The following is a 26,067-nucleotide window of genomic DNA, read 5'->3' as shown; positions in this document are numbered from 1 at the left end:
GTCCTATGGACTTCAGACCTGAAGGATCTCGGCCTCCTTAGCGGCCAGGACCGAATCGATCTCTGCGATCGTCTCGTCCGTCAGCTTCTGGATGCGCTCGGAAAGACGGCGCGATTCGTCCTCGCCCATCCCGTCGGCTTCGCTCTTCTTGAGAGAATCGATCCCGTCGCGGCGCACATGACGGACGGCAACGCGCGCGTTCTCCGCGTATTTGTGCGCGACCTTCACGAATTCCTTGCGGCGCTCCGTATTGAGCTCCGGGATCGGAATGCGGAAGACGGCGCCCTCGACGATCGGATTGAGCCCGAGGCTCGATTCGCGGATCGCCTTCTCCACCGCCTGGGCGGTACCGCGGTCCCAGACCTGCACGGTGATCATGCGCGGCTCCGGCACATTGACCGTGGCCAGCTGGTTGAGCGGCATGGTGGAGCCGTAGACGTTGACGGTCACGGGATCGAGCATCGACGCCGAGGCGCGGCCGGTGCGCAGACCGGCCAGTTCGCCCTTGAATGCCGTCACGGCGCCGTTCATGCGGCGGCTGATATCGTCCAGGTTCATGGCATCCTCTTCTTCTTGCGCCCCAGGGCATTTTCGTGCGCCCCGAACCGGGCGGGCAGGCTCTATGCGTCGGCTATGATCGTGGCCCGGCCATGTCCGCGCAGGACATCGACGAATGCACCGGGTTCTTTGATCGAGAACACGATTAGCGGAATATGATTATCACGGGCAAGCGCGACCGCGGCAGCGTCCATGACCTGGAGGCCGAGCGACAGCACTTCCTTGTACGAGACACGGTCAAAGCGGACGGCGTTCGGGTCCTTCTTCGGATCGGCAGAATAGACGCCGTCGACATTGGTGCCCTTGAAGAGGGCGTCGCAGCCCATCTCGGCGGCGCGGAGCGCCGCACCCGAATCCGTCGTGAAGAACGGATTGCCGGTGCCGCCCGCGAAGATCGCGACGCGGCCGCGCTTCAAGGCTCGCTCGGCCCGCTGCTGCGAAAAGGTCTCGCAGATCGTGGGCATGGGAACCGCCGAGAAGATGCGCGAGGAAATGCCGCGGCGCTCGAGGCCCTCGTGCAGGCCGATCGCGTTCATGACGGTCGCCAGCATGCCCATATGGTCGCCGGCGACGCGATTGCCGCCCGCCTTGGCGATCGACATGCCGCGGAAGATATTGCCGCCGCCGACCACCAGGCCGACCTCGACGCCGAGGGCCACCGCCTCGCCGATCTCGCGCGCGATGCGGTCGATGACCGCCTCGTCGATACCGAAGGGCTGGGAACCCAATAACGCCTCGCCGGAAACCTTGAGCAGCACACGACGATAGAGGGCGGGCGCCGCCATGAGGGTCTCCTGCATTTCCGAAAAGGGCGTCTCCGGATACACGAAGGGCGCCGGAATGTCATCCCGGCGCCCGATGGAGATTCGTGACCGAACAGGTTGTTCGCAGACTACTTCTTGCCGGCGGCCGCAGCGACCTCGGCGGCGAAGTCCGTCTCTTCCTTCTCGACACCCTCGCCGAGGCGGAAGACCGCGAAGGCCGTGAGCTTGATCGGCGCGCCGACATCAGCCTCGGCAGCCTTGAGCGCCTTCTCGACCGTCAGGTCGGGATTGATCACGAAGCCCTGCGAGAGAAGGACGACTTCCTCATAGAACTTGCGGACGCGACCCTCGACCATCTTCTCGATGATCGCCTCGGGCTTGCCCGACTCGCGCGCCTGCTCGGCATAGACGGCGCGCTCGCGCGCCACCACGGCAGGATCGAGCTCTTCGGCGCTGACCGCCAGCGGGTTCGTCGCGGCGATGTGCATGGCGACCTGACGGCCGAGCGCCATCAGCTTCTCCTTGTCGCCCGTCGACTCGAGACCGACGAGGACGCCGATCTTGCCGAGGCCCGGCGCGGTCGCCGAGTGGACATAGGTCGCGACGACGCCGTCGGAGACGGTGATGTTCGCCACGCGGCGCAGATTCATGTTCTCGCCGATGGTCGCGACGGCCTCGGTGATCGTGTCGGCGACCGACTTGCCGGAGGTCGGATGGGCAGCGGCGGAAACGGCCTCGAGCGTGCCCTCGGTACCAAGCGCCGCCTGGGCGACGCTGGCGACGAGCTGCTGGAACTCGGCGTTGCGCGCGACGAAATCGGTTTCGGAGTTCAGCTCGACCACAACGGCCTTGCCGTTGCCGGCGGCGACGCCGACCAGGCCCTCAGCCGCAACGCGGCCGGCCTTCTTCGCAGCCTTGGCAAGGCCCTTGGTGCGCAGCCAGTCGACCGCCGCCTCCACGTCGCCCGACGTCTCCGTCAGCGCCGCCTTGCAATCCATCATGCCCGCGCCGGTCTTCTCGCGCAGGTCCTTCACCATCGCAGCGGAAATGGCCATCGTGTGCCTCATCTCTCTCTCTTGAACGAACAGCCGGGCGACAGGGCACCCGGCTGCACTTCCTTCAACATTGCGGAACGGCCGCTTTCAGGAGCGGCCGATCAGGGCCTCAGGCGGCGGCCGTCGTTTCCTCGACGACCGGAAGAGCCTCTTCGTAGATCTCTTCCTGGGCGCCGATATCGAGGCCCGACTGGCCGGCGGCACGCGAGATGCCGTCGAGCGCGGCGCGGGCGATCAGATCGCCATAGAGCGTCAGCGCGCGGCCGGCGTCGTCATTGCCGGGGATCGGATAGGTGATGCCGTCCGGATCCGAATTCGAATCGATGATCGCCGCGACCGGAATGTGCAGGCGGCGCGCCTCCTGGATGGCGAGCGCCTCCTTGTTCGTGTCGATCACGAAGAGAAGGTCGGGAATGCCGCCCATGTCCTTGATGCCGCCGAGAGCGTTCTCGAGCTTGTCGCGCTCGCGCGACAGCGTCAGGCGCTCCTTCTTCGTCAGGCCCTGGACGTCCGACGAGAGCAGCTCGTCGAGGTGGCGCAGGCGCTGGATCGAATGCGAGATCGTCTTCCAGTTGGTCAGCATGCCACCGAGCCAGCGGGAATTGACATAGTACTGCGCGCAACGACGGGCCGCATCGGCAACCGGCTCGGCCGCCTGACGCTTGGTGCCCACGAACAGGACGCGGCCACCGCCGGCGACCGTATCGCTCACCGCCTGCAGCGCACGGTGCAGCATCGGCACCGTCTGGGCGAGGTCGATGATGTGGATGTTGTTGCGGACGCCGTAGAGATACGGGGCCATCTTCGGGTTCCAGCGGTGCTTCTGGTGACCGAAGTGAACGCCGGCCTCGAGCAGCTGGCGCATGGAGTAATCGGGAAGTGCCATAGTAAGGGTCGTCCTTTACCGGTTGTGCCTCCGTGGGATAGCCAGATCGGATGTCTGGCACCGGAGGGATCCGAACAACGACAAAGCGCCGCCGGAGCCCGAGCCCCACGTGTGGAATGCGCGCCTTATAGGCGGGAGAAGGCAAAAGGGCAAGCCGTCTCGCGGCCGCCCGTGTCCTGCGCGCTTATATGGTGACCGTGAGGGGCAGCGTGAAGGCCCCTGCCCGCCTCAGATGATCGAGCGGCGCGAGGCGATTCCGCCGTCGACGGTCACGATCGTGCCGGTGATGTAGCCGGCACGATAGGAGGCGAGGAAGACGATGAGGTCGGTCACCTCATGCACATGCGCCGGCCGGCCGAGCGGATAGGTGCTCTCCAGTTCGCCAAAGCGATTCTCGTCGCCGAGCAGATCCTTCGCCCGCTTCTTGAGCATGTTGTAGATGCGGTCCGTGTTGACCGGCCCCGGATTGACGCCGACGACGCGGATCTTGTCGTCGAGGCTGGAGCCGCCCAGCGCGCGGGTGAAATGCATTAGGCTCGCATTGCCGACGGCGCCGGCGATGTAGCGCGGGTCGGTGACCTCGCCGCCATTGCCGATATTGTTGATGATGACGCCGCCGCCCGCCGCCTTCATGCGCGGATAATAGAGCCGGCACAGATTGATATAGCCGAAGACCTTCAGCTCCCAGCCGGCGCGCCACTTCGCCTCGTCGATGTCGAACAGCGAGCCCGAGGGAATGACGCCGGCATTGTTGACCAGGATGTCGACGTCGCCAACCGCATCGGCGAGCCGCTCGGCGGCGCCGGCCTCGGTCAGGTCCAGAGGATGCAGATCGACGGTGAGGTCAGGGGCGTCGGCAAGAATGTCGGTCCGGATGGCGGCGAGCTTCTCCGCATTGCGCGCCGTCAGCGCCAGCGTGCAGCCCTCTTCGGCGAACGCCTTGGCAAGACCCGCCCCGATCCCCTGCGAAGCGCCGGTGATGAGGACCTTCTTCCCGGTCAGACGCAGATCCATGAAATTCTCCTGTTGTGGCAATGGGTCGGGCCGGCTGAGTCGTGCGAAGTGCTCGCATGGATCCGGCGGCTCGTGAGGGGTAGGTGAGCCCGCTTCATCGATCTGATCCGATCGTGCGGACATCGCGCCAGAACGCCATCGTGCTGGCTTCCTCCGGCGGGACGGAGCGGGAAAGCTGGCCGTGCTCGAACAGGAAGCGCTCGGCGTCCCGCACGCGGGCGGGATCGATATAGCCGATCCCCCTCGCCTCCCCGTCGCCAAGACGGGCCAGCGCGGCGACCTCGCGGATCATGACGGCCTGATGGACGGGATCGAGATCGGGGCTGCGGCGCAGGACGGCGGCGACCGCCTCGTCCTGCCGTTCGAAGGACCTCAGCCATCCGCGCAGGCTCGCCGTCAGAAAACGGCCGACGACATCGGGCCTCTCCTGCACGGTGCGGTCCGCGGCGATGATGGGATCGCGCGGGATGACGATGCCGAAATCGGCCGGATCGAACGCGACGAGATCGTCGATGCCGGACGCTTCAAGCTTCGGCAGCTGATTGTAGAACGTGGCCGCGGCGACGGCGACCTCGCCATCGACAAAGGGCTGCATGCTGGCCGCCTGCATGACCTCGTCGACCGTCGCGAGGTCCACGCCGGCGCGCCGCAGCATCGCACGCAGGATGAGATGCACGCCCGTGTACCACGTGCTCAACCGCCGGCCCGCGAAGTCCTCCAGCGACCGGATGCCGGAGCCGCGCCGGGCGACGTAGACGACATCGATCTTCTGGAACAGCGCGGCGATCGCCACCACCGGCAGGCCTGCGGCACGCGCCGCGAGAACGCTTTCGATGCCCCCACCCTGCGCGAAATCCGCTTCGCCCGTCGCGACGGCGACCTCCGGGTCGACGCCCGGCCCGCCGACGCGGATATCGACGTCCAGGCCGACCTCCGCATAGTAGCCGGCGTCCTCGGCCACATAATACCCGGCGAACTGGGCCTGATGCAGCCATTTGAGCTGAAGCGAGACGGCGTCCGTCATTCCTGCCCGTCCCGTGTTGTCTCCAGCACGACCGAGAGCGGCACCGGGCGCAGCGGAATGCGCGGCGGATTGAACCCGGCCTCGCGCGGCGTGATGCCGGTCTCGGCGGCGGCGATCGCGGCGACGGCCGCGCCGCAGATGCGGCCCTGGCAACGGCCCATCCCGGCCCGCGTCCAGATCTTGGCACCTGCGACGGCGTCGGTTCCGTCGGCAAAGGCGGCAGCGATGTCGGCGCGCGTGATTTCCTCGCAGCGGCAGACGACCGTGTCGTCTCGAGCGAGCGTCACGAGGTCGGCAGGCGGCGCATAGAGCCGTCCGAGCCCATCGGAGAAGGCCCGTGCGCGGGCGAGTTGTTCCGCGAGGCTCGCACGCTCGCCCTCGTCGCCGGCGGTATCGGCGCCGAGATCGGCCGCGGCGGAAAGTCCCGCGAGGCGCCCCGAGAGCCGGGCCGGAACGGCGCCGGCAATGCCCGTCACTTCGCCGGCGGCATAGACGCCTTCGACCGAGGTTCGTCCGCTCGCCCGGTCGGTGACGCAATGCCAGCCGCCGAGAGCGGGGTCATGCTCGTGGCGGCAGCGCAGCAGCGCGGTCAGCTCGATCATCGGCCGGAAGCCCCAGCCAACCAGCAGCGCATCGATCCCGCCGATGGTCTCGGAACGCGCGCGATCGATTCGCCCGCTCCGATCGACCGGCGCGATACGAACCGCCGTGACGCGCTCGCTACCGATCGCCTCGGTGACGATCCAGCCGCTACGGCGCTCGGGAATGGCGCGAGCCCCCGCCAGCAATCGCGCCGCCTCGCGCCAGCGGCCGGGATGGCGGGCGAGATGGGCGATGATCGCCGAGTCCGTCGGCCGGGCCTCGATCAGCGCGACCGGCGGCTTGCCGAGCTTCACCAGCGTCTCGGCAACCGCCATCAGGAACGGACCGCTGCCGGCCAGCACGACCCGCTCACCGGCGCTCGTTCCGCCGAGCTTGGCGAGGCGCTGGCCGGCGCCGGGCGTCATGACGCCCGGCAAGGTCCAGCCCGGAAACGGCATCGCGCGGTCATGCGCGCCGGTCGCGACGATGATGGCGCGCGGCGTGAACTCGATCGGGCCGTCGGCGGCGTTGGCCAGCACCCGGCGATCCGGAAAAGCTGCGAACACCTCGGCGCCGGAATGGAACGCGACGCCGGTCGCCTGCGCCTTCGCGATCGCCGCAGCGCCCTTGCTCCCCTGTGCGGAGAGCGGCGGCGCGCCGGTCGGATCCTGCATCCAATACTGTCCGCCCGGCCGGAATCCGGCGTCGACGAGGTCGACGGCAATGCCCGCTTCCGCCGCAGCCCGCGCGGCTTCGAGGCCCGCCGGGCCGCCGCCGACGACGAGAAGATCCGTGTCGATCCGCCTCATGAGCGCACCGTCTCGACGCGCATGCCGGCGCGGATCGGCGTGACGCAGGCGCGCACGCCCTCGCGCCCATCGACACGGACCAGGCAATCGAAACACACACCCATGCCGCAGAAGACACCGCGCGGCGCGCCGTCCTTGGCCGTATGGCGCAGCACGGCGTTCAGCTCGCGATGGAGCAGCGCGCCGAGCGGGCGCCCCGCCTCCGCCTCGACCGCGCGGCCGTCGAGATCGATAGTGACCAGCGTACTCATGCCGCCGCCTTCATGTCGAACCGCGCCGGGTCATAAAGATCGCGCCGGAACGGGCTTTCGCGGCCGCCAACAAAGTCGGCAATGATGCGCGCCATGCCGAGCGAGCGGACGAAGCCGGTGCCGCCATCGCCAGCGGCGATGAAAAGCCCATCCGGTCCGGCGGGCCCGGTCAGGAAGCGGTCATCCGGCGTCACTGCCTCGTAGCGCACCCAGGAGCGTAGCAGGTCGATCTGCACGAACGCCGGGAAGAGGAAGAGCAGCGTCGCAACCGAATCGCGGATGAAGGCGCGGTCGACCTCGGGAATGTCGTCCGGGCTGCCGGCCGCCGTGACGCCGCCTTCAAGGACGGTGTTGAACAGGATTTGGCCACTCATCGCCTGCTGGATCTGCGTATAGCCGGCATCGACGCCGCCCTCCGCCTTGCAGGCGCCGACGACGGTGCGGATCGAAGGTGGGACGGAGACCGTGGCGAGGCACTGCGCCTTGCGCGGCACGATCGGGAGGTCGACACCGGCCGTCGCGGCGAGCTTCGCGGTCCAGGGCCCGCCGGCCAGGACGACGATCCCCGCCTCGATCGGACCTTCGGCGGTCTCGACTCCGGCGATCCGGCCGCCGGCAAGGCGGAGGGCGGTAACCGGACGGCGGCTGACCAGCGTTGCACCCGCCGCCTGCGCCGCCTCGAGCAGGCGCCGCACGGCGAGGAAGGGATTGACCACGGCCGAATTGGGCGACCAGGTCGCGGCATGGATCGGACCGGTCAGCTCCGGCTCGATGCGGCGCACGGCGTCCGGGTCGAGCAGGGTCGGCGAGAGGCCTGCGGCCGTCTCGATGCCGATCCATTCATCGGCGGATCGGCGCTCGCTCTCCTGCTTCAGGAAGCGCAACTGGCCACAGCGGGAATATTCGAAATCGGGCGCGACGCTGGCGAAAGCCGCCCATTCGTCGCAGCACCATTTGAGGAGCGGCAGTTCGTCCTCATCCATCATATGCGTGCCGATGCAGGCGAGGCTCGCGCCGGAGACCGCGCCGCCGGGCACGCCCTGCTCGACGATGACGACGCGGCGGCCCGAAACGGCGAGCGCGCGCGCAACGGCCGCGCCCACCACCCCGGCCCCGACGACGACCGCGTCCGCCTTCATGCCCGCACCCGGTTTCATCCCCAAGCCGCGCTCCGCACAGCCTCCGGCGCGGCGCGCCAGAAGCGATCGTCGACCAGACCCTCTTCCGCCGGCGCATGCCCTTCGACTTCCGCCATCGCGACCAGCGCCTGGCGGACATGCTTCAGATCGGGATAGCCGAGCCCCTGCGTCAGCGTCGCGCCGGCCAGCGCGAGCGCGCGGATATCGGCAAGCTGGCCCTCCTGTTCGAGCCGCGCCATATCGGGCCGCAGCCGGCAGCAGAGCGCGATCGCCGCCTCGAGATCGTGGAAGGCCTTGGTCCAGCCCGTCAGCGCCGCATTGACCACGGCCTGAACGATGTGCGGGTTGGCGGCGACGAAATCGCGCCGGGCGATGAGCCCGTCCTTGAGCAACGATGCGCCATAGTCGGCGGCGCGGAAGAGGACGAAATCGTCGAGCGATCCGGCAGCGTGCTCCAGATGATGGATCTCGTGATAGGTCGTCATCTGCGCGCAGTCGACGCGCCCCTCGATCATGGCGGCGACTGTGTCGCCCACCGCAATCCGCTCATAGGCGTCGAGCGCGAGGCCGGCGCGCTTCAGCATGAAGGTGAGTTCGAGATCCTCGCGGCCCGGCCAGACGCCGATGCGATGGCCGGCGAGATCAGCCGGCCGCGCAATGCCGGCGCTGCGCCGCGCCGGATAGACCAGCGCGCTCTCCTGCTGGATCGCGAGCAGGAAGACCAGTTCGTCCGAACGGCCGCTTTCCAGCATGTGCGACGGGCTCGCTACGGCGAAATCGACGTCGCCGTCGAGCAGCGCGGCGATCGGGCCCTTGGCGAAATCGAGCGGCACGCATTTGAGGTCGAGCCCGGCATCGCGCGCCAGCCCCTCATGCTCGGCGATCAGGTAGCCGGCGAATTGCGGCTGCGGATGCCAGAGAAGGCGGATCTTGATCTGCTGCACGTCGTCTCGCCTATCCATAACGCTTGCCACCGGCGAACCAGTCGTCGAACCGCTCCGCCGTCGAGACCAGCACATTGCGCTTCCTCTGGTACGAGCGGAGCGCGTCCCAGCCATTCTCGGTGCCATAGCCGCTGTCGCCGAATCCGCCCCAGATCGAGCGCGGATCGTTCTTGTGATGATCGTTCACCCAGATCATGCCGGCGCGCACCTTGCCGGCCATCCGATGCGCGCGCGCGACATCGCGCGTCCAGATCGAAGCGCCGAGGGCATAGGGCGTGTCATTGGCGATGGCGAGCGCCTCGGCCTCGCCGGAGAACGGCGTCACCGCCGCGATCGGGCCGAACACCTCCTCACGGAACAGCGTCATCGACGGCGCGACATCGGCGAAGACCGTCGGCTCGACATAGTTGCCGCCCGAGAACGGCGCCGGCAGCGACGGCACGCCGCCGCCCGCGACGAGCCGGGCGCCTTCCGCCTTCGCCGTCGCGATATAGGCGAGGCAGCGGTCACGCGAGGCGGCCGAGATCACCGGGCCGATATCGGTCGCGACGTCGGCCGGATCGCCCTGCCGCAGCGCCTGGACGCGCCGCACGAAGGCTTCGAGGAACGGCTCATAGATCGCCTGCGCGACGATGAAGCGGCTGGCGGAAACGCAGGTCTGCCCCGCCGCAACAAAGGCGGCGAAGACGGCGCCGGCCGCCGCCTCCTCGACGTCGCTGTCCTCGAAGATCACGACCGGCGTCTTGCCGCCGAGCTCCAGCGTGCACGGCACGAGACGCGCGGCGGCAGCAGCCGCGACCTTGCGGCCCGTGGCCGTGCCGCCGGTCAGGTCGATATGGCGCACCGCCGGCGCGTTGCAGACGAGCGAGCCGGTCGAGCCGTCGCCGGTGACGACATTGACGACACCCGCTGGAATCCCCGCCTCGCGGCACCATTCTGCCAGCAGCAGCGGCGTCGCCGGGGCAAGCTCGGACGGCTTCACCACAACGGTGTTGCCGGCAGCGAGCGCGGCGGCGAGCTTCTTGACGAGGATGAGGATCGGATGGTTCCACGGCGTCAGCAGCGCGCAGACGCCATGCGGCTCATAGGCCGTATAAGAGAGGAAGCCGCCGCGGAGGCGATTGGATTCGCCCTCGAGGCCCGCGGCGATACCGCCGAAATAGTCGAGCCATTCGGGAATGCGGCCCATCTGCGCACGCATCTCGCGGATCGGCCGCCCCGTGATCGCGGATTCGAAGGTCGCGAGTTCGCCGATGCGGCTGCGCACGATCTCGGCCAGCGCCCGCAGATGCCGGCCACGATCAAGCGCATCCAGCGCGCCCCAGGCCGGCGCCGCCGCCGAAGCGGCATCCATCGCCGCCGCGACATCGTCGGCTCCGGCGAGCGGCACCGCGCCAAACTGCGCGCCGCTGGCGGGGCTGACGACAGGGATAGCGGCCGTCGAGCGGGCCTCCTGAAACGCGCCGCCATAATGCAGCAGCCGGCCCGACAGGAACGGCAGTTCCGACCAGCTTGCGGTGTCCGTCGTCATCGCTTCGGCTCCGGACGGGCGAGGCCGAGATGATCGCGGAGCGTCGTGCCCTCATAATCGGCGCGAAACAGGCCGCGCTCCTGCAGGATCGGCACGACCAGATCGACGAAATCGTCGAAACCGCCCGGGAAATAGGGAGGCATGATGTTGAAGCCGTCGGCGGCGCCGTTCTCGAACCAGTGCTGCAGCGTATCGGCGACGGTCTCGGCCGAGCCGCACAGGACCCAGTGCCCGCGCGCCGCGGCAGTCAGATTGTAGAGATCGCGCAGCGTCATGTTCTCGCGCCGCGCCTTGGCCAGCATGACGCTAGCAAAGGCATGATAGGCGTCGGACGGCTTCAGATCGTCCGGGATCGGGCCGTCGAGATCATAGACGCTCATATCCTTGCCGAAGCGGTCGGAGAGCATCGCGACCGCGTTCGTCGACGAAACGAAGCTTTGCAACGTCTTCAGCTTGTCGAAGGCCTCGCGGTCGGTGCGACCGACGACCGGCATCACGCCGGGCAGGACGGTGACATGCTCGGCCTGCCGGCCGAATTCGGGCAGCAGAGCCTTGAACGACGCATATTGCTTCTGCGCTTCGTCGAAATCCTGCACGACGGAGAAGACGACATCGGCGGTGCGGGCCGCGAGGCGCTGGCCGGGCGCCGAGCCACCGGCCTGCAGCACGATCGGCTGGCCCTGCGGCGAGCGGCCGATATTGAGCGGCCCCTTCACCTGGAACCATTTGCCGTCATGGTTCAGCGCATGGACCTTGGCGGGATCGATATAGAGCCCGCTCGCGCGGTCCGCGACGATGGCGTCGTCGTCCCAGCAATCCCAGAGCTGCTTCACGACGCCGACGAACTCCTCGGCGATCTCGTAGCGGAGCGCATGGTCCGGATGCGCGCGGCCGAAATTGGCGCCGGTCACCGCGTTCGACGTCGTCACCGCGTTCCAGGCGGCGCGACCATTCGAGATATGATCGAGCGAGGCGAAGGCGCGCGCCGTGCTGAAGGGGTCGCCATAGGTCGTCGACGCGGTCGCGCCGAGGCCGATATGCTTGGTCGTGACCGAGAGCGCCGAGAGCATGGTGAGCGGCTCGAGCCGGGCCGTATAGGAGGGATGCGCGGCCGGGTCGGCATAGAGATTGTCGCCCATGAAGATCAGGTCGAACTTGCCGCGCTCGGCGATCCGCCCGATCTCCTGGATCTGGCTCAAGTCCTGAAAACTGTCGAAGGCGCCGGGATAGCGCCAGCCAGCGATATGGCTGCCCGTTCCGAGGATGAACAGGCCGAGATGAATCTGTCGCTTGGTCATTTGAGCACCGAAATCAGCATGTCGGCGAAGCCGGCCGTGTCGGCCTTGCGCACGATGCGGGCATTGGGCGTCTTCTTCTCCCAGCCCTCGACCATGCCGGCCGGATAGACGGCGGAGAAGCCGCGGGTCGTCTCGCCCCCGACCTCCATCTCGACGACCACCTCGGCGCTTTCGAGGATCAAATCCTCGTCGATCGCCATGGCGGTGGTCAGCGAATCCGGATGCGTGTTCATGATCGCGCCATAGCGCTCTTTCGCCGTCTTCATCGGCGTCTGCGACACGTCCATGTAGAATTGCGACAGCTTCGTGCCGAGACCGGCGATCCGCTCGATCGTGTCGGCATGGAAGAAGCCGGAGGAGAGCGTCAGCGTCCAGGTCGAGAGCGTGACGTTGAAGCCGGCTTCCAGCACGATCTTCGCCGCCTCGGGATCGACGTAGAAATTGAACTCGGCCGCGGGGGTGACATTGCCGACCGCATTGTCGGTGCCGCCCATGATCCAGAGCTGCTTCAGCGCCTTGGCGATGCGCGGCTCCTTCAAATAGGCGAGCGCGATATTGGTCAGCGGCGCCTGCGCGATGATCGATATCTCGCCGGGATTGGCCATGACGAGGTCGATGATGGCGTCGATGGCGTGCTTCGCCTCGGGGCGCTGCTTCGCCTTCTCGAACACCATCTCGCTCATGCCGTTGGAGCCGTGATAGCTCGCGGCGCGCCAGCGGCCCATCAGCGGGCGGGCGCTGCCGAGATAGACCGGCACCTCCCCGCCCCGCCCCGCGACCTCGATCGTGTGCAGCGCGTTCTCGACCTGCAGGTCGAAGGCGACATTGCCATTGCAGATCGTCACCGCCTCAAGGCTGGCATTGGGATGCAGGAGGCCGAGCAGCAGCGAGAAGCAGTCGTCGCCGGCGGTATCGGTGTCGATGATCAGTCGCGTGGTCACGGTCGCTCAATCCAGAAATGCAAAGCCCATGGTACGGGCGTGATAATGGAGGCCGCCATCCTGAACGATCAGGAACATGGCACGTTCGCCGCTGTCATTGTGATGCGAATGCGGCTCGGTCGCCGGCGTCACCAGCGTCGCATAGGGCGACCAGTCGCAACGCTGGCCGCCGACCATCGAATAGCAATGATCGCCCTTGAGGATCAGCGTGATCGCCGCCGAATTGTGCCGGTGCGCGCGCTGCTGCTCGCCGGCCGGAACCGTGTTCAGCGACAGGGTCAGCGTCGGCAGGATGTTGCGGGCCGCCTCCTGCCGGTCGGAGGAGAAGATGAGCGCGATGCCGGACGTGGTGGCGTTCTGCGACGCCTCGACGACCTTTTGCAGCTGCGCCGCGATCTCGGCCGCCGGATAGTGCACGGCATCGACGGGCGCCGCGGCCGGTTCCGCCGGACGGAGCGAATCGAAGGCGAGCTGCGGTTCGTTGGTCACGACCCAGAGCACCGCGCCGCCGTCGCCAGCGGAGAGCGCCGTGGACACGCCGCCCGGCGTCAGGAAGACATCACCGGGACCGAAGACGAAGCGTTCATCACCCGTCGTCACCGAGCCGGAGCCGCGGATCACGTACCAGATCGCGCCGGTCGCCCGGAAATCGGCAGTGAGCGTATCACCCGGCGCGATCGAGGCGTAGCGCGCCAGCATGAGCGGCGTCGTCGCCGGAAAGGACGAGTCGATTGCCGCCGACTGGTCGCAGGGATGAAAGGCGGTCACGCCGGACCCAAGCGCACGCTCAGGCTCGTCGAGGAAGCGCGTCGCCGGCACGGGCGGCAGCTTCACGTTGAACGCATTGCCGGAATTGAAGAAGCGCGCACGGGCCTCGGCGGCGCCGGCCGGCGCCGAAGGGAGTTGGACCGGCATGTCCGCCATGTCGATCGCGGCCGGCTTCGGGGCGGGTTGGCTCGACATCGGATCTCTCCTCAAAGCACCGGACGGCGGCGATGCCAGTCCGTCACCGTCTGATAGGCATGGGCGACACGGCAGATCAGCGCCTCGGCGAACGGCCTGCCGACGAATTGCGCGGCAACGGGAATGCCTTGGCTGCTTTTCGCACAGGGAACCGTGATCGTCGGATAGCCGCACACATCGAAGGGCGCATTGAACGGCCCCACGGCGAGAATCCCATCCGGATCGGGTCCGAGCGTGCTCATATAGGCGAGCGTCGGCCCGGCAACGGGCAGAGTAGGCACCAGAAGCAGGTCGATCGGCTCGAACATCAGCGCGACCGCGCCATTGAATTCGCGCCGGGATTTCAGCGCCTCGGCGAGTTCGAAAGCCGTCACCTGGCTGCCGAAATCGAGCAGTGCCGCGAGCCGTTCGCCATATTCGGCGCGCCGTGACGGGAAGCTGTCGCGATGGGCGATCGCCGCCTCGATCGCGCATTGCGTGTGCCAGCCATAGAGAATGGCGCGCACATCCGGGAAGCTCACATCGACGAAGCGGGCGCCGAGCTGCTGCATGACCTCGACGACACCGGCGATCGCGGCGAGAACCTCGTCGTCCGCCCTGGACCGCATGAAGGCCCAGTCGATGCCGATCGTGAGGCCGGCGACACCGCCCTCGATCTCGGCGAGATAATCCGGCACGGCGACCGGCGCGGCGGTGGGATCGTTCGGGTCGGGCCCGGCGATGACGCCGAGCAGCGCCGCCGCATCCCGCGCCGAACGCGCCATCGGCCCGACATGATCGAGCGATTCGGCCAGCGGGAAGACGCCATGCCGCGAAACGCGGCCCCATGTCGGCTTGATCCCCGTCAGCCCGCAGCAGGCCGACGGAAGGCGGATCGAGCCGCCCGTATCGGTGCCGAGCGAGCCATAGGCGAGGCCCGACGTGACGGCGACGCCGGAGCCGCTCGACGAATTGCCCGTCCAATGCGCATCGCCGAACGGATTGATCGGCTCGGTGATCGTCGGATGGTGCTGCGCGTAGACGCCCTCGGTCGCCGTCAGCTTGCCGAGCATGATCGCGCCGGCATCGCGCAGGCGCTGCGTCGGGGTCGATTCGTGCGGGGCCTGCCAGTCCTCGAAGATCGACGAGCCGAGGCCGGTCTTGATGTCGGTCGTGAAGAAGACGTCCTTCACGGCGACCGGGATGCCGTGCACCGGGCTTCTACGGAGGCCTGCGGCGATTTCCGCATCGGCCCGCGCCGCCTCGGCGAGCGCCTGTTCGGGCTCGATCGCCACATAGGAATGCAGGCCGTCATCATAGCGGGCGACCCGGTCGATCATGAGGTGCGTCAACGCAACGGAGGTCACCTCGCCGCTGTCGAGACGCGGCGCCAGATCCGTGAATTCCGCTGCCCAGAGATCCTGCTCGGTCATGTCTTCATCCGGCTTCGATCGGCCGCGAGTCCCCGCCGCCCGTTCCGCGTATACAATAAATGACATTCTGGATATTCAGTGCCCATAATGTGAGCGGCGACCGCCCAGAAGCGGTGCGTTCCACGCGAGACGGGCTCAAGGCTATCGATCGGCGGAGTCCTTATAGAGGGATCGACCGTTCCAAGCGTTGCCGACCGTCTGGCATGCATATTGCTGAGCGTTTTCTGCATACACCAATCGGAGTGTCGGACATGACGTTCTTCAAGCATGGACTCGCCGCAGGCCTCTTCGCCGTGGCAGCCGCATTGTCTGCGACAGCGCCTGCCGGCGCTGCCGAACCGGTTTCCGTTCGCCTCAAATGGCTGCCGCAGGCGCAGTTCGCCGGCGTCTATGTTGCCAAGGCCAAGGGCTTCTACAAGGACGCCGGGCTCGACGTCACGGTCAATCCGGGCGGCCCCAACATCAATGTCGAGACGCTTGTCGCCTCCGGCGCCGACACGTTCGGCGTCGCCTCCGGCACCGAGGGCGTGCTCTATTCGCGCGAGAAGAAGCTGCCGCTCAAGGCGATCGCCATGTCGCAGCAGATGACGCCCTTCGCCTATGTCGCCTACACCGAATCCGGCATCAATTCGGTCAAGGACTTCAAGGGCAAGAAGGTCGCGACCTGGATGGTCGGCCCGCAATACACGCTCTATTCCGTCCTCGCCGCCGAAGGCGTGCCGCAGGCCGACGTCAACATCGTCTCGCAGCCCTTCTCCATGCAGCCCTTCATCGACAAGCAGTTCGATGTCGCGACGGTCACGCTCTACAACGAGCTGAACACGCTGAAGGAGCAGGGCATCGACAACATCAAGCTGTTCATGCCCGACGATTCCGGCGTGACCACGCAGCAGGACGCGATCGTCACCTCCGAGAAGATGATCGCCGAGAAGCCCGAGCAGGTTCAGGCCTTCCTGAACGCGACGCTCAAGGGCTGGAAATACGCATTTGAGCACAAGGACGAAGCCGTCGACATCGTCATGGCGTCGGGCCCCGGCCTCGAGCGCAAGCATCAGGAGCTGATGCTCAACGAGATCGAGCGTCTGATGGTGGCCAAGCTCGGCACGTCCGAAGGCCTCGGCGCGATCGACCTCGTCTCGATCGGCAAGGTGCAGGACGATCTGATCAAGTTCGGCGCGATGAAGACGCCCGTCGACATCAAGGGAGCTTTCGACACCTCGTTCTGGGCGAAGGTCCCGGCCGAAGACAAGAAGATGTAGTTTTCGGCCAAGCCCCACAGCGGCCGAAAAGCCGGCGACCCACCGCAGACGATCGCGGCGGGTCGCCGAGTTCGGTCGCGAAGCAAAGTTGCAGCAAGCGAGGAGAGCGGATGGCCGATCTGGCGCAAGCTCAGGCCGGGGCCACGATGCCCGGGCAGCCCTATATGGAACTGGTCAATGTCTGGAAGCGCTTCGGCGAAGGCGACAAGCAGACGGTCGCCGTCCGCAATGTCGATCTCGCCATCCAGCCGGGCGAGTTCGTCACGCTGATCGGGCCGTCGGGCTGCGGCAAGTCCACGCTCTTCAACATGATCGCCGGCCTGCTGCCGTCGGATTCCGACGGCTCGATCCTCGTCAAGGGCAAGGCCCAGCAGGATGGCGCGCTGCTCGGCAAGGTCTCGTTCATGCCGCAGCGCGACCTGCTCTTTCCCTGGCGCACCGTGCTCGACAACGCGACGCTCGCGCTGGAAGTCGAAGGCATGCCGAAGCGGCTCGCCCGGCAGAAGGCCGAGGCGCTGTTCCCCGAATTCGGGCTCAAGGGCTTCGAGCAGCACTATCCGCATCAATTGTCCGGCGGCATGCGCCAGCGCGTCGCGCTGATGCGCACCTTCCTGTTCGAGCGCGACCTGATCCTGCTCGACGAGCCCTTCGGCGCACTGGACGCTTTGACGCGCTCCATGATGCAGCGCTGGCTGCTCGACATCTGGGAGAAGCACCGCCGCACCGTGCTCTTCATCACCCATGACATCGACGAGGCGATCTTCCTCGGCGACAAGGTCGTTGTCATGACGGCGCGTCCCGGTACCATCAAGTGCCAGGAAACCATCACGCTGCCGCGCCCGCGCGACGTCTCCGTGGTGACGACACCGGAATTCATGGAAGTGAAGAAGAAGCTCCTCGCCGTCGTCGAGGAAGAGAGCCTGAAGACCTTCGCCAGCGCGACGATGCGCCCATGAGCCTTCAGTCCGCCGTCCGCTCGCCCTATGCCGCGGTGCTGATCGTCGCGGCGCTGTGGCTCGTCTGCGTGCCGCTCTTCTCCATCCCGCCGCGCTATCTGCCGCCGCTCCCGGCCGTGATCGCGGACGGCGTCTCGGTCTGGCCCGATCTCGCGGCCGGCTTCTGGCGCACGCTGGTTGAAACCGTGCTCGGCTTCCTCGCCGGCTCGCTGCTCGGCATCACCTTCGGGATCGCCTTCGCCGCATCCAAGACGCTCGAACGCGCCTTTTTCCCGATCTTCGTCGCGCTGCAGACCGTTCCGGTCATCGCCTTCGGCGCGATCGTCGTGATCTGGTTCGGCAATACGATTTTGGCCAAGGTCGTGATCGCGCTCTATCTCGCCTTCTTCCCCGTCGCCGTGAACACGTTGCGCGGGCTCGAACAGGCCGATCCGCAGCGCATCGCGCTGATGAAAAGCTTCGGCGCCTCGCGGCTGACGCTGTTTCGCAAGCTGCTGCTGCCGACCGCCGCGCCGAACATCCTGATCGGCATGAAGCTCGCCGTGGCGCTCAGCCTTGCCGGCGCCGTCGTCGGCGAATGGTTCGGCGATACGGTCGGCCTCGGCGTGATGCTGTTGCAGGCGCTCTATTTCGAGCTGATCCCGCGTGTCTGGGTCCTCATCATCGCCTGCGGCGCGCTCGGCACGCTGCTTTATGGCGCCCTCGCCCTTCTCGAACGGAGGTTTGTCTGGTGGCGTCCGGATTGAACGCGCTTCGCAGCGCCCTCCCCGTCGCGGCCGCCCTGCTGGCCCTGCTGCTCCTGTGGCAGTTCGGGACCACGGCGCTCGACGTCCCCGCCTATATCCTGCCGAAGCCGGCGGAGATCCTCGCGACCGCTCTCGGCCGCATCGGCTTCTTCGGCGGCGAACTCTATGTCACGCTGGTCGAGGCCGTCGGCGGCTTCCTGATCGGATCGGTCCTCGGAATTCTGCTCGCCGTCGCCATGATCCTCCTGCCGGTGCTGGAGGTAATGCTGATGCCGCTCGCCATGGTCATCAATGCGGTGCCGTCGATCGCCTTCGTGCCGCTGGTGCTGCTCTGGTTCGGCCTCGGCATGAGCTCCAAGATCGCGATCGGCGCGCTCGCCGTCGTCTTCGTCGTGCTGCTCAACCTGCTGTCCGGCTTGAAGCGCCCCGAGGCCGAATCGATCAATCTGCTGCGCTCCTTCGGCGCCAGCCGACTCGGCATATTGTGGCGCCTGCAATTGCCTGCCGGCATGCCGGCGCTGGTCACCGGCCTTCGCGTCGGTCTGGCCCGCAGCACGATCGCCGTCATCGTGGCGGAGATGATGGGTGCCTATAGCGGGATCGGGCAGGTCATTTATCAGGCGACCGCACAGGTCGATTCTCTGACGGTCTGGGCGGCGGTGTTCGTCGCCTCGCTCGGCAGCCTCGCGCTCTATGGCGTGCTGGTCGCGCTGGACCGCAAGCTCGTATGGTGGAGATGAAGATGGCGTCCTTCCCGAACAACACCGATCCGGCGCTCGATGTCGGGACAAGGGACGAGGCGGCGCTGCGCATCCAGCTCGCCGCCTGCTTCCGCCTGATCGCGCATTTCGGCATGGACGATCTGATCTACAATCACATCTCCGTCCGCCTGCCGGGGCCCGAGCATCATTTCCTGATCAACCCCTATGGCCTCTTCTTCTCGGAGATCAATGCCTCCTGCTTCGTGAAGATCGACCTTGACGGCAACAAGGTCGAGCCGAGCGACCATGAGGTGAACCAGGCCGGCTTCGTGATCCATTCGGCGATCCATTCCGGCCGCGAGGACGCGCTCTGCGTGCTGCACACCCATTCCGAAGCGGCGACCGCCATCTCGGCGTTGGAGGAAGGCCTGCTGCCGGTCAGCCAGTTCGCCATGCGCTATCAGGGCCATATGGGCGTGCACGACTATGAGGGCGTCGCGATCGATACCGACGAGCGCCAGCGCCTGATCGACGATATCGGCCCGCACAACACGCTGATCCTGCGCAATCACGGCGTCCTGACCACGGGCCGCACGATCCAGGAAGCCTTCATCCTCATGTACTATTTCGAGAAGGCCGCGCGGGTGCAGCTTCTGGCGCAGACCGGCGTTGCCGGCGGCGCGCATTTCGCCCTGCCCGCCGAAGCCGTCACCGACAAGGCGGCGCGGCAATTCAACGAGCATCACGGCGATATCCGCGCGCCGGGAACGCGCGAATGGCCCGCCTTCATCCGCCTGCTCGACCGGACGGATCCGAGCTACCGCAATTGAATCCGCAGCGCTTCTCGTTGCATACGTGCGGCAGTCCTGCGAATACACTGGCCGTTGTATACCGGGCATCGGCTCAGGCTGACGGTTTCTGCCGAAGAAGGCGATCTGGGGAATGGCGATGAGCGCGCGCGAACGCGATCAACTGGCGGTCAAGGACGAGGAACCCGCCCTGCGATCCAGGAGCGGCACGCTTTCGGACGATCTGCGCAATGCGCTCGAGGAACAGATCGTCTCGGGCAAGCTCCCGCCTGGCGCCCGGCTCGACGAGGCGGAGATCGCGGCGCAGTTCAACGTCTCGCGCACGCCCGTTCGCGAGGCGCTGAAGGCGCTGACCGCCACCGGGCTCGTCGAGGTGCGCGGACGCCAGGGCGTCACCGTCGCGACGATCACCATTCCGATCCTGCTCGAAATGTTCGAGATGATGGCTGCGCTGGAAGGCCTCTGCGCCAAGCTCGCCGCCCGTCGCGCCACGCTGACGGAAAAGGCGAATCTCCGCGCGATCCACGCCAAGCTCGTCCAGGCGCTCGACTCGCAGGATCCCGAGCGCTTCTACGCGATCAATCACGAGTTCCACGACGCGCTCTACGACGCCGCGCATACGCATTTCCTGGCCGGACAGACGCGCGCGCTGCGCCGACGCGTCGCCGGCTATCGCCGGCACGTGACGCATCAGCCGGGCCGCATGGCCGCGACGATCGGCGAGCATGAGCGCATTCTGGAGGCAATCGAGCGCGCCGATGCCGAGACGGCGTTCCGGGCCGCGAGCGAGCATGTGAACCTGCTCGGCGACGACATGGCCGACTTCATCTCCTCCCTGCCGCCCGCCTTCACGCAGCCCGTCTGAGCCCCGTCACGCGAGGCGCTGGCTCAGGATCGCGAGCGCCAGCGCGTTGAAGGCGTCCGGCTGTTCCAGCATCGGGAAATGCCCGGCCGCAGCGACGTGGTGCAGCTCGAGATCGGGAAGCTCCAGCAGTTCGTTGCGCGCGGCGAGCAAGGCCGAATTGATCGTGACGGCGGGGACGGCCAACCCGTGCCAGCGATCCTCGATATCCCAGGCGAGCAGCGCTTCGAGCACGGCGACCGCGACCGGGCGCGGCATCGCCGCCATGGCGTCGCCGATCCACTGAACAATCGCCGGGTCGGCCGATTCGTCGGTGATGGCCCGCACCATGCCGCGTATGGTCGCGCCAAAATCGCCATCGAACGACGCGCAGCGCTCGCGGATCTCACCCGTCGGCCGGCGGCCATAAAAGGCCGCCTCGTTGAACGTGTCGACGCCCATCAGCAGGCGGCAGCGGTCGCCAAGCTGCAGCGCCGCCTCGACGGCGACGGCGCCGCCCATCGAATGCCCCATGAGAGCCAGCCGCTCGATGCCGAGCGAATCGGCGACCGCGACCACATCGCCGCCATAGCCGGCGATCGACCAGGCCCGGTCACCGGCACCGGCGTGCGCAGCGCCATGACCCGGCAGATCGAGCGTCACCAGACGGAAATGCTCCGACAGCGGCCGGATTTGCGGCGCCCAGAAATCCTGATTGCAGCTCCAGCCATGGATCATAAGAACCGCCGGCCCGGGACCGCCATGGTCGCGGACCGCGATCGGCAGCCCGTCCGGGGCGCTGATGATGAGCGAGCGAGCGGTGAACAGGTCATCGCCGGCCGATATCGCCTGCGCGTGATCTCGTGACATGCGGAGCATCCGGTGTTTGTATGCGCGAGGCCGATCGTAATGCAGGAAGCTGCCCCTCGGCCTGCCCATTCGCCGAGCATCAGCCGACCGCTATTTCCGCAATGCGCTGGCTTGACCGGGCTTATTCATAGAACCGATAACTGCATACAGAAACTCCGATCATGTGGACAACGCCGGCATGACAGACGCAGCGCCGACCATCATCGTTCCCGAGGCCATCCCGAGCGGCGGTCGCTTCTTCGCCATGCGGCTGAAGCCCGGCGAGGATGTCCTCGACACGCTGCAGGCCTTCGTCGCCGCGAACAACCTTCCCGCCGCGGCGATCGTGACCGTGGTCGGCAGCCTCACCCATGCGATGATCCGCTATGCGGCGCGGCCCGTCGGCGCGCTGCGCGAGGGGCTTTTCGAGATCGTCTCCATGATCGGGACGGTCGAGGCGGCGGGCGCCCATGTGCACATTTCCTGCTCGGACGAGAATGGCGACATGTTCGGCGGCCACATGCTGTCGGGCTGCCTGGTGCGCACGACCTGCGAGATCGTGCTGATGGAGCTCACCGACCTGACCTTCGGCCGCGAGCCTTGCCCGATCTCGACCTGGGACGAGCTCGTCGTCCGTCGGCGCGCCTGATCCTCATGGCGAGCCTCACGAAGAAGAAATCGGACAAGCCCTCGCTGCTCTATACGGCGGGCGAGAGCTTCCTCCATCGCGCCAATCCCCTGACGAGCCTCTGCCTGCTGCTCTGGATGCTCTCGGCGGCCATCGTGCTGCCGACCGAGGGCACGGCGACGCTGACGCTGGCGGCGATCGCCGTCGCGCTGGTGACCGGCGTCGGCAAGAAGGCGCTGAAGCGGCTGCTGATCACCATGGTGCCGATCGGGATCGCGCTCACCGTCGTGCACGGCCTGCTCATCGACCGGCAGGATTTCGCCGCGCTCGGCCCGGTGCAGATCAGCGCCTCCGGCCTCGACTACGGGCTGCGCGTCTTCATGCGCGTCGCCTGCATGCTGATGGCGACGCTGCTCTTCGTCACGACGACGCATCCCGCCGACATGCTGAAGGCGCTGGACCAGCGCGGCGTGCCGGCCGGCATCGGCTATCTCATCGCGAGCCCCCTCCTCCTGATCGAACCGTTCACGGAACGCGCCCGCGGCATCCGCGATGCCCAGCGCGTGCGGGGTCTCAACCTGACCGGCTCGTGGAAAGCCCGGGCGGCGGCGCTGCCGGTCCTGCTCGTGCCGCTGATCACGCTGGCGCTGTCGGATCTCGATCACCGCGCCTCGGTGCTGTCCGGACGGGCCTTCCGCGCCAAGCCGCATCGCACCGTGATCAACGCGCCGCCGGATTCGACGCTCCAGATCTGGGTGCGTCGCCTCCTGCTCCTCCTTGCCGTGCTCCAACTGGGATTGCCATTGCTGTGGCGCCTCTGATCGAAGTTCACGACCTCCGCTTCCGCTATCCGCTGGCCAAGGCGCCGATCCTCGACGGCCTCTCGCTGGTCATCGGCGAGGGCGAGCGGGTTGCCATCCTCGCCCCCAACGCCGCCGGCAAGACGACGCTCGCCCGCTGGCTGGCCGGACATCTGCCCGATGGCGCGCTCAAGGCAGAAAGCGGCTTCGTTGCGATGGAAGGCCGCAACTGGAGCGAATGGGACGTCGCCGAGCGTGCCGCGGCGATCCAGTTCGTCGGCCAGGTGCCGTCGCAGCAGCTCTCCGGCTGCGCCTTCACGGTCTATGAGGAAATCGCCTTCGGCCCGTGCAATCTCGCACTGCCCGAAGCGGAGGTGCGTCGGCGCGTCGACGAGGCGATGGTCGTCTGCAACCTCGCCCATCTGGCGAACCGCGATCCGTTCACGCTCTCGGGTGGTGAACAGCAGCGCCTGTCGATCGCGGCGGCGCTCGCCATGCATCCCCGCGTGCTCGTGCTCGACGAGCCGACCTCCAATCTCGATCCGGAATCGCGCGACGACCTGATTGCGCAGATCGACAAGCTGCCCGGCGGCCTCACGATCATCGTCCTCGAAGTGGCGCTCCGGCCCTCGCTGGCGCTGGCGAACCGCTTCCTGCTGCTCGACGGCGGCCGGATCGTCGCCGATGGCACGGCCGGCGAGGTCCTGAATGATCCGCGCTGCATCGAGGCGCTCGGCATGACGTCGATCGCCGCAGCGATGGCGGGCCTGCGCGACGCCGGCGCCTGGCCGGGCGACAAGGCGCTGCCGCTCACGCTCGCCGAGGCGCGCGCGTCCCTGGGAGTTCAGCATGCTCGCGGTTGAAAACGTCACCTTCGCCTATGTCGAGGGCTCGCCGGTCCTCTCCGGGATCGATTTCTCCGCGTCGAAGGGCGAGGTCGTCGCCATCGTCGGGCGCAATGGCGCCGGCAAGAGCACGCTGCTGCGCCTTCTGAACGGCCTCTACCAGCCGGCCGAGGGCCGCGTCGTCGTCGATGGGCTTTCGACCAGCGACACGCCCGTGCACGAGCTCGCCCAGCATATCGGCACGGTGTTCCAGGCGCCCGAGCAGCAGATCTTCAATGCGACGATCCGCGGCGAGATCGCCTTCGGCCCCAAGCAGCAGGGCCTTTCGGGCGAGGCGCTGGACAAGCGCATCGCCGAGGTGCTGCAGCGGATCGGGCTGCCGGATTCCGGCGACGAGCATCCGCTCGATATCGACGCCTCGGCCCGCCGTCTCGTCGCCGTCGGCTCCGTGCTCGCCATGCAGCCGCCGATCCTGCTGCTCGACGAGCCGCAGCGCGGCCTCGACAAGGCGGCGATGCAGCGTCTCGAGACGATCATCGCCGAGGAGAAGGCGCGCGGCACGCTCGTCCTGCTGGTCTGCCACGACATGGATTTCGTGGCGCGCCGGGCCGATCGCGTGCTGGCACTCGCCCGCGGCGTGCTCTCCGCCGACAAGCTGACGGCGGAATTCTTCACCGACACCGCGCTCACGGAAGCCGCCGGCGTCGAAACGCCCGATGTGCTGAGCCTTTCGCTTGATCTTGGCTTGCCGCCATGCTTGACGCCTACGGCATTCACGCAGGCCTATATGACGCGACGCGTCGGCGGGACTTGACGGCGGATGCGCCGCAAGACTAGCCTTCGCAGTGCAGCATCGGACCCGAAGACGGGAGACGCTGCCAGCCTTCAGGGCCCTTCCCCTACCGTCTCAACATCTTCCCCGATTGCGAAGGGCAAGAAGCCTGGCGTCGGCATCCAGCTCGGAAAGCAGGATCCGCCATGGTAAAGACCGGCAAGCAGCATATCGAAAGCCTCAAGGACGGCCGCACCATCTATATCGATGGTCGCAAGGTCGCTGACGTGACCACCGACCCGGCCTTCGCGCACGCCGTCGCGACCGCCGGATCATTCTACGATTTCCAGGCAGCGCCCGAAAACATCGAGCAGATGACCTTCGTCTCGCCGAAGACGGGGGATCGCGTCAGCCGCGCCTGGCAGTTGCCGCGCAATCATCGCGAACTGGTCGAGCGGCGCCAGGCGCTGGAGCGCTGGGCCGCGCTGACCTGCGGCATGGTCGGCCGCTCGCCGGACCACGTCGCCTCGACGCTGGCCGGCTTCCGCATGGGCCTGCCGGCCTTCCGCGACAATGACCCGGCCCGCGCCGCGGCCGTCGAATCCTATTTCGACTATGCCCGCGACAACGACCTCTACCTCTCCTACGTCATCATCAACCCGCAGTCGGACAAGGCCAAGTCCGCCAGCGGCCAGCCCGATCCGCATCTCGTCGCCTCCATCGTCGACGAAGACGCCGAAGGCATCACGATCCGCGGCGCCAAGATGCTGGCGACGAGCGGCATCATGGCGAATGAGATCCTGGTCTCGGGGTTCAACGCGCTGCAGGCCGGCGACGAGGCCTATGCCTTCACGGCCGTGCTGCCGATCGGCACGCGCGGGCTGACGCTGATGTCGCGCCGCTCCTATGAGCAGGCGGCGACGTCGGCCTTCGACTATCCGCTCTCGACGCGCTTCGACGAGAACGATGCCGTCATCTATTTCGACGACGTGAAGATCCCGTGGGACCATGTCTTCGTCAACAAAGACCTGAAGATGGCGCAGGCGCAGTGGCACGAGACCCGCGCCCACGTCTACCAGAACTACCAGTGCATCATCCGGTTGATGGTGAAGCTGCGCTTCCTGCTGGGCCTCGCCCGCAAGATCGCAGAGATCAACAACATCATCAACTATCCGCAGGTCCGCGAGACGCTCGGCCTGCTCGCCGCCAAGGTGAATAATATCGAGGCGCTCATCATCGCCATGGAGGCGGCCGGCGAGCACTTCAACGGCTATTTCGTGCCGAACCGCACCATTCTCTGCACCGCGCAGGTAATCGCCCAGACGACCTATCCGGAGATCGCCGAGGCGATCCGCACGCTCTCGGGCGGCGGCATGATCATGGTCCCCTCCTCTTTTGCAGATTTCGAGACGCCGGAGACCCTTGCCATCATCGAGAAGACGCAGCGCTCCGTCGCGACGGATTCCGAAGGCCGCGTCAAGTTCATGAAGCTCGCCTGGGACGCGATCGGCTCCGAATTCGGCTCGCGGCACCTGCAATATGAAATGTTCTATTCGGGCCCGACCTTCGTCACGCGCGGTAATTCGTTCCGCTTCTTCGACTGGGACGGCGTGAAAGGGTTCGTCGACGACTTCATGGCGACCTATTCCCTCCCCGAGGGCGCAAGCCTGCGCCCGGCGGCCGAGTAAGC

General features: G+C 67.0%; 26 protein-coding genes and 1 pseudogene. 11 read left to right on the top strand and 16 right to left on the bottom strand.

Going from position 1 to position 26,067, the window contains the following annotated elements:
* Nucleotides 1–12 precede the first annotated feature (12 nt).
* The 15 genes and pseudogenes from frr to GGR25_RS00190 form a co-directional block, all read right to left on the bottom strand.
* On the bottom strand, nucleotides 13–558 hold the full coding sequence (gene frr, locus GGR25_RS00260; protein WP_183396738.1) for a ribosome recycling factor: 546 nt from the start codon (nucleotides 556–558) through the stop codon (nucleotides 13–15).
* A gap of 62 nt (nucleotides 559–620) precedes the next feature.
* Entirely contained in the window at nucleotides 621–1,343 is a 723-nt protein-coding gene (gene pyrH, locus GGR25_RS00255) for a UMP kinase (RefSeq protein WP_183396737.1), read from the bottom strand.
* A gap of 107 nt (nucleotides 1,344–1,450) precedes the next feature.
* Nucleotides 1,451–2,377: a translation elongation factor Ts gene (tsf, locus tag GGR25_RS00250; RefSeq protein WP_183396736.1), complete on the bottom strand. Its 927-nt coding sequence runs from the start codon at nucleotides 2,375–2,377 to the stop codon at nucleotides 1,451–1,453.
* Nucleotides 2,378–2,501: 124 nt separating this feature from the next.
* Nucleotides 2,502–3,263, bottom strand: a pseudogene (rpsB, locus tag GGR25_RS00245) (30S ribosomal protein S2); the annotation flags it as partial.
* A 228-nt stretch (nucleotides 3,264–3,491) separates the two neighbouring features.
* Complete coding sequence (locus tag GGR25_RS00240) at nucleotides 3,492–4,277, bottom strand: SDR family oxidoreductase (RefSeq protein ID WP_183396734.1); 786 nt, start codon at nucleotides 4,275–4,277, stop codon at nucleotides 3,492–3,494.
* A 94-nt stretch (nucleotides 4,278–4,371) separates the two neighbouring features.
* A complete protein-coding gene (locus GGR25_RS00235) occupies nucleotides 4,372–5,301 on the bottom strand; it encodes an ABC transporter substrate-binding protein (protein WP_183396733.1) in 930 nt (309 codons plus the stop codon).
* A complete protein-coding gene (locus tag GGR25_RS00230; protein WP_183396732.1) occupies nucleotides 5,298–6,692 on the bottom strand; it encodes an FAD/NAD(P)-dependent oxidoreductase in 1,395 nt (464 codons plus the stop codon). The genes GGR25_RS00235 and GGR25_RS00230 overlap by 4 nt, the downstream gene beginning before the upstream one ends.
* Nucleotides 6,689–6,943 (bottom strand): (2Fe-2S)-binding protein, encoded by a 255-nt coding sequence (locus GGR25_RS00225; protein WP_183396731.1) that lies wholly within the window; start codon nucleotides 6,941–6,943, stop codon nucleotides 6,689–6,691. Before GGR25_RS00225 ends, GGR25_RS00230 begins: the two co-directional genes overlap by 4 nt.
* Nucleotides 6,940–8,100, bottom strand: coding sequence for an NAD(P)/FAD-dependent oxidoreductase (locus GGR25_RS00220; protein ID WP_210299766.1), 1,161 nt, complete (start codon nucleotides 8,098–8,100; stop codon nucleotides 6,940–6,942). Before GGR25_RS00220 ends, GGR25_RS00225 begins: the two co-directional genes overlap by 4 nt.
* The gene (locus GGR25_RS00215; RefSeq protein ID WP_183396729.1) at nucleotides 8,097–9,026 is read right to left on the bottom strand and encodes an ABC transporter substrate-binding protein; all 930 of its coding nucleotides are present in this window, start codon (nucleotides 9,024–9,026) and stop codon (nucleotides 8,097–8,099) included. The genes GGR25_RS00220 and GGR25_RS00215 overlap by 4 nt, the downstream gene beginning before the upstream one ends.
* A 10-nt stretch (nucleotides 9,027–9,036) precedes the next feature.
* On the bottom strand, nucleotides 9,037–10,557 hold the full coding sequence (locus GGR25_RS00210; RefSeq protein ID WP_183396728.1) for an aldehyde dehydrogenase family protein: 1,521 nt from the start codon (nucleotides 10,555–10,557) through the stop codon (nucleotides 9,037–9,039).
* Complete coding sequence (locus GGR25_RS00205) at nucleotides 10,554–11,855, bottom strand: LLM class flavin-dependent oxidoreductase (RefSeq protein WP_183396727.1); 1,302 nt, start codon at nucleotides 11,853–11,855, stop codon at nucleotides 10,554–10,556. The genes GGR25_RS00210 and GGR25_RS00205 overlap by 4 nt, the downstream gene beginning before the upstream one ends.
* On the bottom strand, nucleotides 11,852–12,796 hold the full coding sequence (locus tag GGR25_RS00200; protein WP_183396726.1) for a nucleoside hydrolase: 945 nt from the start codon (nucleotides 12,794–12,796) through the stop codon (nucleotides 11,852–11,854). Before GGR25_RS00200 ends, GGR25_RS00205 begins: the two co-directional genes overlap by 4 nt.
* 6 nt (nucleotides 12,797–12,802) lie before the next feature.
* On the bottom strand, nucleotides 12,803–13,759 hold the full coding sequence (locus GGR25_RS00195; RefSeq protein ID WP_183396725.1) for a cupin domain-containing protein: 957 nt from the start codon (nucleotides 13,757–13,759) through the stop codon (nucleotides 12,803–12,805).
* An 11-nt stretch (nucleotides 13,760–13,770) separates the two neighbouring features.
* Nucleotides 13,771–15,171, bottom strand: coding sequence for an amidase (locus tag GGR25_RS00190; RefSeq protein ID WP_183396724.1), 1,401 nt, complete (start codon nucleotides 15,169–15,171; stop codon nucleotides 13,771–13,773).
* A 251-nt stretch (nucleotides 15,172–15,422) separates the two neighbouring features.
* Here GGR25_RS00190 and GGR25_RS00185 point away from each other — a divergent pair, with 251 nt between their 5' ends.
* From GGR25_RS00185 to GGR25_RS00160, 6 genes are all read left to right on the top strand, one after another.
* Entirely contained in the window at nucleotides 15,423–16,430 is a 1,008-nt protein-coding gene (locus GGR25_RS00185; protein ID WP_183396723.1) for an ABC transporter substrate-binding protein, read from the top strand.
* Nucleotides 16,431–16,540: 110 nt separating this feature from the next.
* Nucleotides 16,541–17,386: an ABC transporter ATP-binding protein gene (locus GGR25_RS00180; RefSeq protein WP_183396722.1), complete on the top strand. Its 846-nt coding sequence runs from the start codon at nucleotides 16,541–16,543 to the stop codon at nucleotides 17,384–17,386.
* The gene (locus tag GGR25_RS00175) at nucleotides 17,383–18,132 is read left to right on the top strand and encodes an ABC transporter permease (RefSeq protein ID WP_183396721.1); all 750 of its coding nucleotides are present in this window, start codon (nucleotides 17,383–17,385) and stop codon (nucleotides 18,130–18,132) included. The genes GGR25_RS00180 and GGR25_RS00175 overlap by 4 nt, the downstream gene beginning before the upstream one ends.
* On the top strand, nucleotides 18,117–18,872 hold the full coding sequence (locus GGR25_RS24865; RefSeq protein WP_210299765.1) for an ABC transporter permease subunit: 756 nt from the start codon (nucleotides 18,117–18,119) through the stop codon (nucleotides 18,870–18,872). The genes GGR25_RS00175 and GGR25_RS24865 overlap by 16 nt, the downstream gene beginning before the upstream one ends.
* A gap of 2 nt (nucleotides 18,873–18,874) precedes the next feature.
* Nucleotides 18,875–19,663, top strand: coding sequence for a class II aldolase/adducin family protein (locus GGR25_RS00165; protein WP_183396720.1), 789 nt, complete (start codon nucleotides 18,875–18,877; stop codon nucleotides 19,661–19,663).
* A 118-nt stretch (nucleotides 19,664–19,781) separates the two neighbouring features.
* Nucleotides 19,782–20,507, top strand: coding sequence for a GntR family transcriptional regulator (locus tag GGR25_RS00160; protein ID WP_183396719.1), 726 nt, complete (start codon nucleotides 19,782–19,784; stop codon nucleotides 20,505–20,507).
* Nucleotides 20,508–20,513: 6 nt separating this feature from the next.
* Here the strand turns inward: GGR25_RS00160 and GGR25_RS00155 are convergent, their stop codons facing one another.
* Complete coding sequence (locus tag GGR25_RS00155) at nucleotides 20,514–21,353, bottom strand: alpha/beta fold hydrolase (RefSeq protein ID WP_183396718.1); 840 nt, start codon at nucleotides 21,351–21,353, stop codon at nucleotides 20,514–20,516.
* Between the two features lie 178 nt (nucleotides 21,354–21,531).
* Between GGR25_RS00155 and GGR25_RS00150 the strand changes: the two genes are divergently transcribed.
* The 5 genes from GGR25_RS00150 (at nucleotide 21,532) to GGR25_RS00130 (ending at nucleotide 26,065) form a co-directional block, all read left to right on the top strand.
* Nucleotides 21,532–21,981, top strand: coding sequence for a PPC domain-containing DNA-binding protein (locus GGR25_RS00150; RefSeq protein ID WP_183396717.1), 450 nt, complete (start codon nucleotides 21,532–21,534; stop codon nucleotides 21,979–21,981).
* A gap of 5 nt (nucleotides 21,982–21,986) precedes the next feature.
* On the top strand, nucleotides 21,987–22,781 hold the full coding sequence (locus GGR25_RS00145) for an energy-coupling factor transporter transmembrane component T family protein (RefSeq protein ID WP_183396716.1): 795 nt from the start codon (nucleotides 21,987–21,989) through the stop codon (nucleotides 22,779–22,781).
* Nucleotides 22,769–23,623, top strand: coding sequence for an ATP-binding cassette domain-containing protein (locus GGR25_RS00140; RefSeq protein WP_183396715.1), 855 nt, complete (start codon nucleotides 22,769–22,771; stop codon nucleotides 23,621–23,623). The genes GGR25_RS00145 and GGR25_RS00140 overlap by 13 nt, the downstream gene beginning before the upstream one ends.
* Nucleotides 23,610–24,419 (top strand): energy-coupling factor ABC transporter ATP-binding protein, encoded by an 810-nt coding sequence (locus GGR25_RS00135; protein ID WP_183396714.1) that lies wholly within the window; start codon nucleotides 23,610–23,612, stop codon nucleotides 24,417–24,419. Before GGR25_RS00140 ends, GGR25_RS00135 begins: the two co-directional genes overlap by 14 nt.
* 164 nt (nucleotides 24,420–24,583) lie before the next feature.
* The gene (locus GGR25_RS00130; protein WP_183396713.1) at nucleotides 24,584–26,065 is read left to right on the top strand and encodes a 4-hydroxyphenylacetate 3-hydroxylase family protein; all 1,482 of its coding nucleotides are present in this window, start codon (nucleotides 24,584–24,586) and stop codon (nucleotides 26,063–26,065) included.
* The last annotated feature ends 2 nt before the right edge of the window (nucleotides 26,066–26,067 follow it).

Origin of the sequence: Kaistia hirudinis, assembly GCF_014196455.1 — a bacterium.
Taxonomy (GTDB): Bacteria; Pseudomonadota; Alphaproteobacteria; order Rhizobiales; family Kaistiaceae; genus Kaistia; species Kaistia hirudinis.
Note: the sequence above shows the minus strand (reverse complement) of the source record. Positions and strands in the feature narration are given on the sequence as shown.

Bases quoted from the DNA above. Each gene is read 5' to 3' on its own strand.
- GGR25_RS00130 (WP_183396713.1), top strand. From the start codon at position 24,584: ATGGTAAAGACCGGCAAGCAGCATATCGAAAGCCTCAAGGACGGCCGC.
- GGR25_RS00160 (WP_183396719.1), top strand. From the start codon at position 19,782: ATGAGCGCGCGCGAACGCGATCAACTGGCGGTCAAGGACGAGGAACCC.
- GGR25_RS00240 (WP_183396734.1), bottom strand. From the start codon at position 4,277: ATGGATCTGCGTCTGACCGGGAAGAAGGTCCTCATCACCGGCGCTTCG.
- GGR25_RS00155 (WP_183396718.1), bottom strand. From the start codon at position 21,353: ATGTCACGAGATCACGCGCAGGCGATATCGGCCGGCGATGACCTGTTC.
- GGR25_RS00230 (WP_183396732.1), bottom strand. From the start codon at position 6,692: ATGAGGCGGATCGACACGGATCTTCTCGTCGTCGGCGGCGGCCCGGCG.
- GGR25_RS00190 (WP_183396724.1), bottom strand. From the start codon at position 15,171: ATGACCGAGCAGGATCTCTGGGCAGCGGAATTCACGGATCTGGCGCCG.
- GGR25_RS00165 (WP_183396720.1), top strand. From the start codon at position 18,875: ATGGCGTCCTTCCCGAACAACACCGATCCGGCGCTCGATGTCGGGACA.
- GGR25_RS00135 (WP_183396714.1), top strand. From the start codon at position 23,610: ATGCTCGCGGTTGAAAACGTCACCTTCGCCTATGTCGAGGGCTCGCCG.
- frr (WP_183396738.1), bottom strand. From the start codon at position 558: ATGAACCTGGACGATATCAGCCGCCGCATGAACGGCGCCGTGACGGCA.
- GGR25_RS00185 (WP_183396723.1), top strand. From the start codon at position 15,423: ATGACGTTCTTCAAGCATGGACTCGCCGCAGGCCTCTTCGCCGTGGCA.
- GGR25_RS00195 (WP_183396725.1), bottom strand. From the start codon at position 13,759: ATGTCGAGCCAACCCGCCCCGAAGCCGGCCGCGATCGACATGGCGGAC.
- GGR25_RS00225 (WP_183396731.1), bottom strand. From the start codon at position 6,943: ATGAGTACGCTGGTCACTATCGATCTCGACGGCCGCGCGGTCGAGGCG.
- GGR25_RS00205 (WP_183396727.1), bottom strand. From the start codon at position 11,855: ATGACCAAGCGACAGATTCATCTCGGCCTGTTCATCCTCGGAACGGGC.
- GGR25_RS00150 (WP_183396717.1), top strand. From the start codon at position 21,532: ATGACAGACGCAGCGCCGACCATCATCGTTCCCGAGGCCATCCCGAGC.
- GGR25_RS00235 (WP_183396733.1), bottom strand. From the start codon at position 5,301: ATGACGGACGCCGTCTCGCTTCAGCTCAAATGGCTGCATCAGGCCCAG.
- tsf (WP_183396736.1), bottom strand. From the start codon at position 2,377: ATGGCCATTTCCGCTGCGATGGTGAAGGACCTGCGCGAGAAGACCGGC.
- GGR25_RS00180 (WP_183396722.1), top strand. From the start codon at position 16,541: ATGGCCGATCTGGCGCAAGCTCAGGCCGGGGCCACGATGCCCGGGCAG.
- GGR25_RS00175 (WP_183396721.1), top strand. From the start codon at position 17,383: ATGAGCCTTCAGTCCGCCGTCCGCTCGCCCTATGCCGCGGTGCTGATC.
- GGR25_RS00210 (WP_183396728.1), bottom strand. From the start codon at position 10,557: ATGACGACGGACACCGCAAGCTGGTCGGAACTGCCGTTCCTGTCGGGC.
- GGR25_RS00145 (WP_183396716.1), top strand. From the start codon at position 21,987: ATGGCGAGCCTCACGAAGAAGAAATCGGACAAGCCCTCGCTGCTCTAT.
- pyrH (WP_183396737.1), bottom strand. From the start codon at position 1,343: ATGGCGGCGCCCGCCCTCTATCGTCGTGTGCTGCTCAAGGTTTCCGGC.
- GGR25_RS00220 (WP_210299766.1), bottom strand. From the start codon at position 8,100: ATGAAACCGGGTGCGGGCATGAAGGCGGACGCGGTCGTCGTCGGGGCC.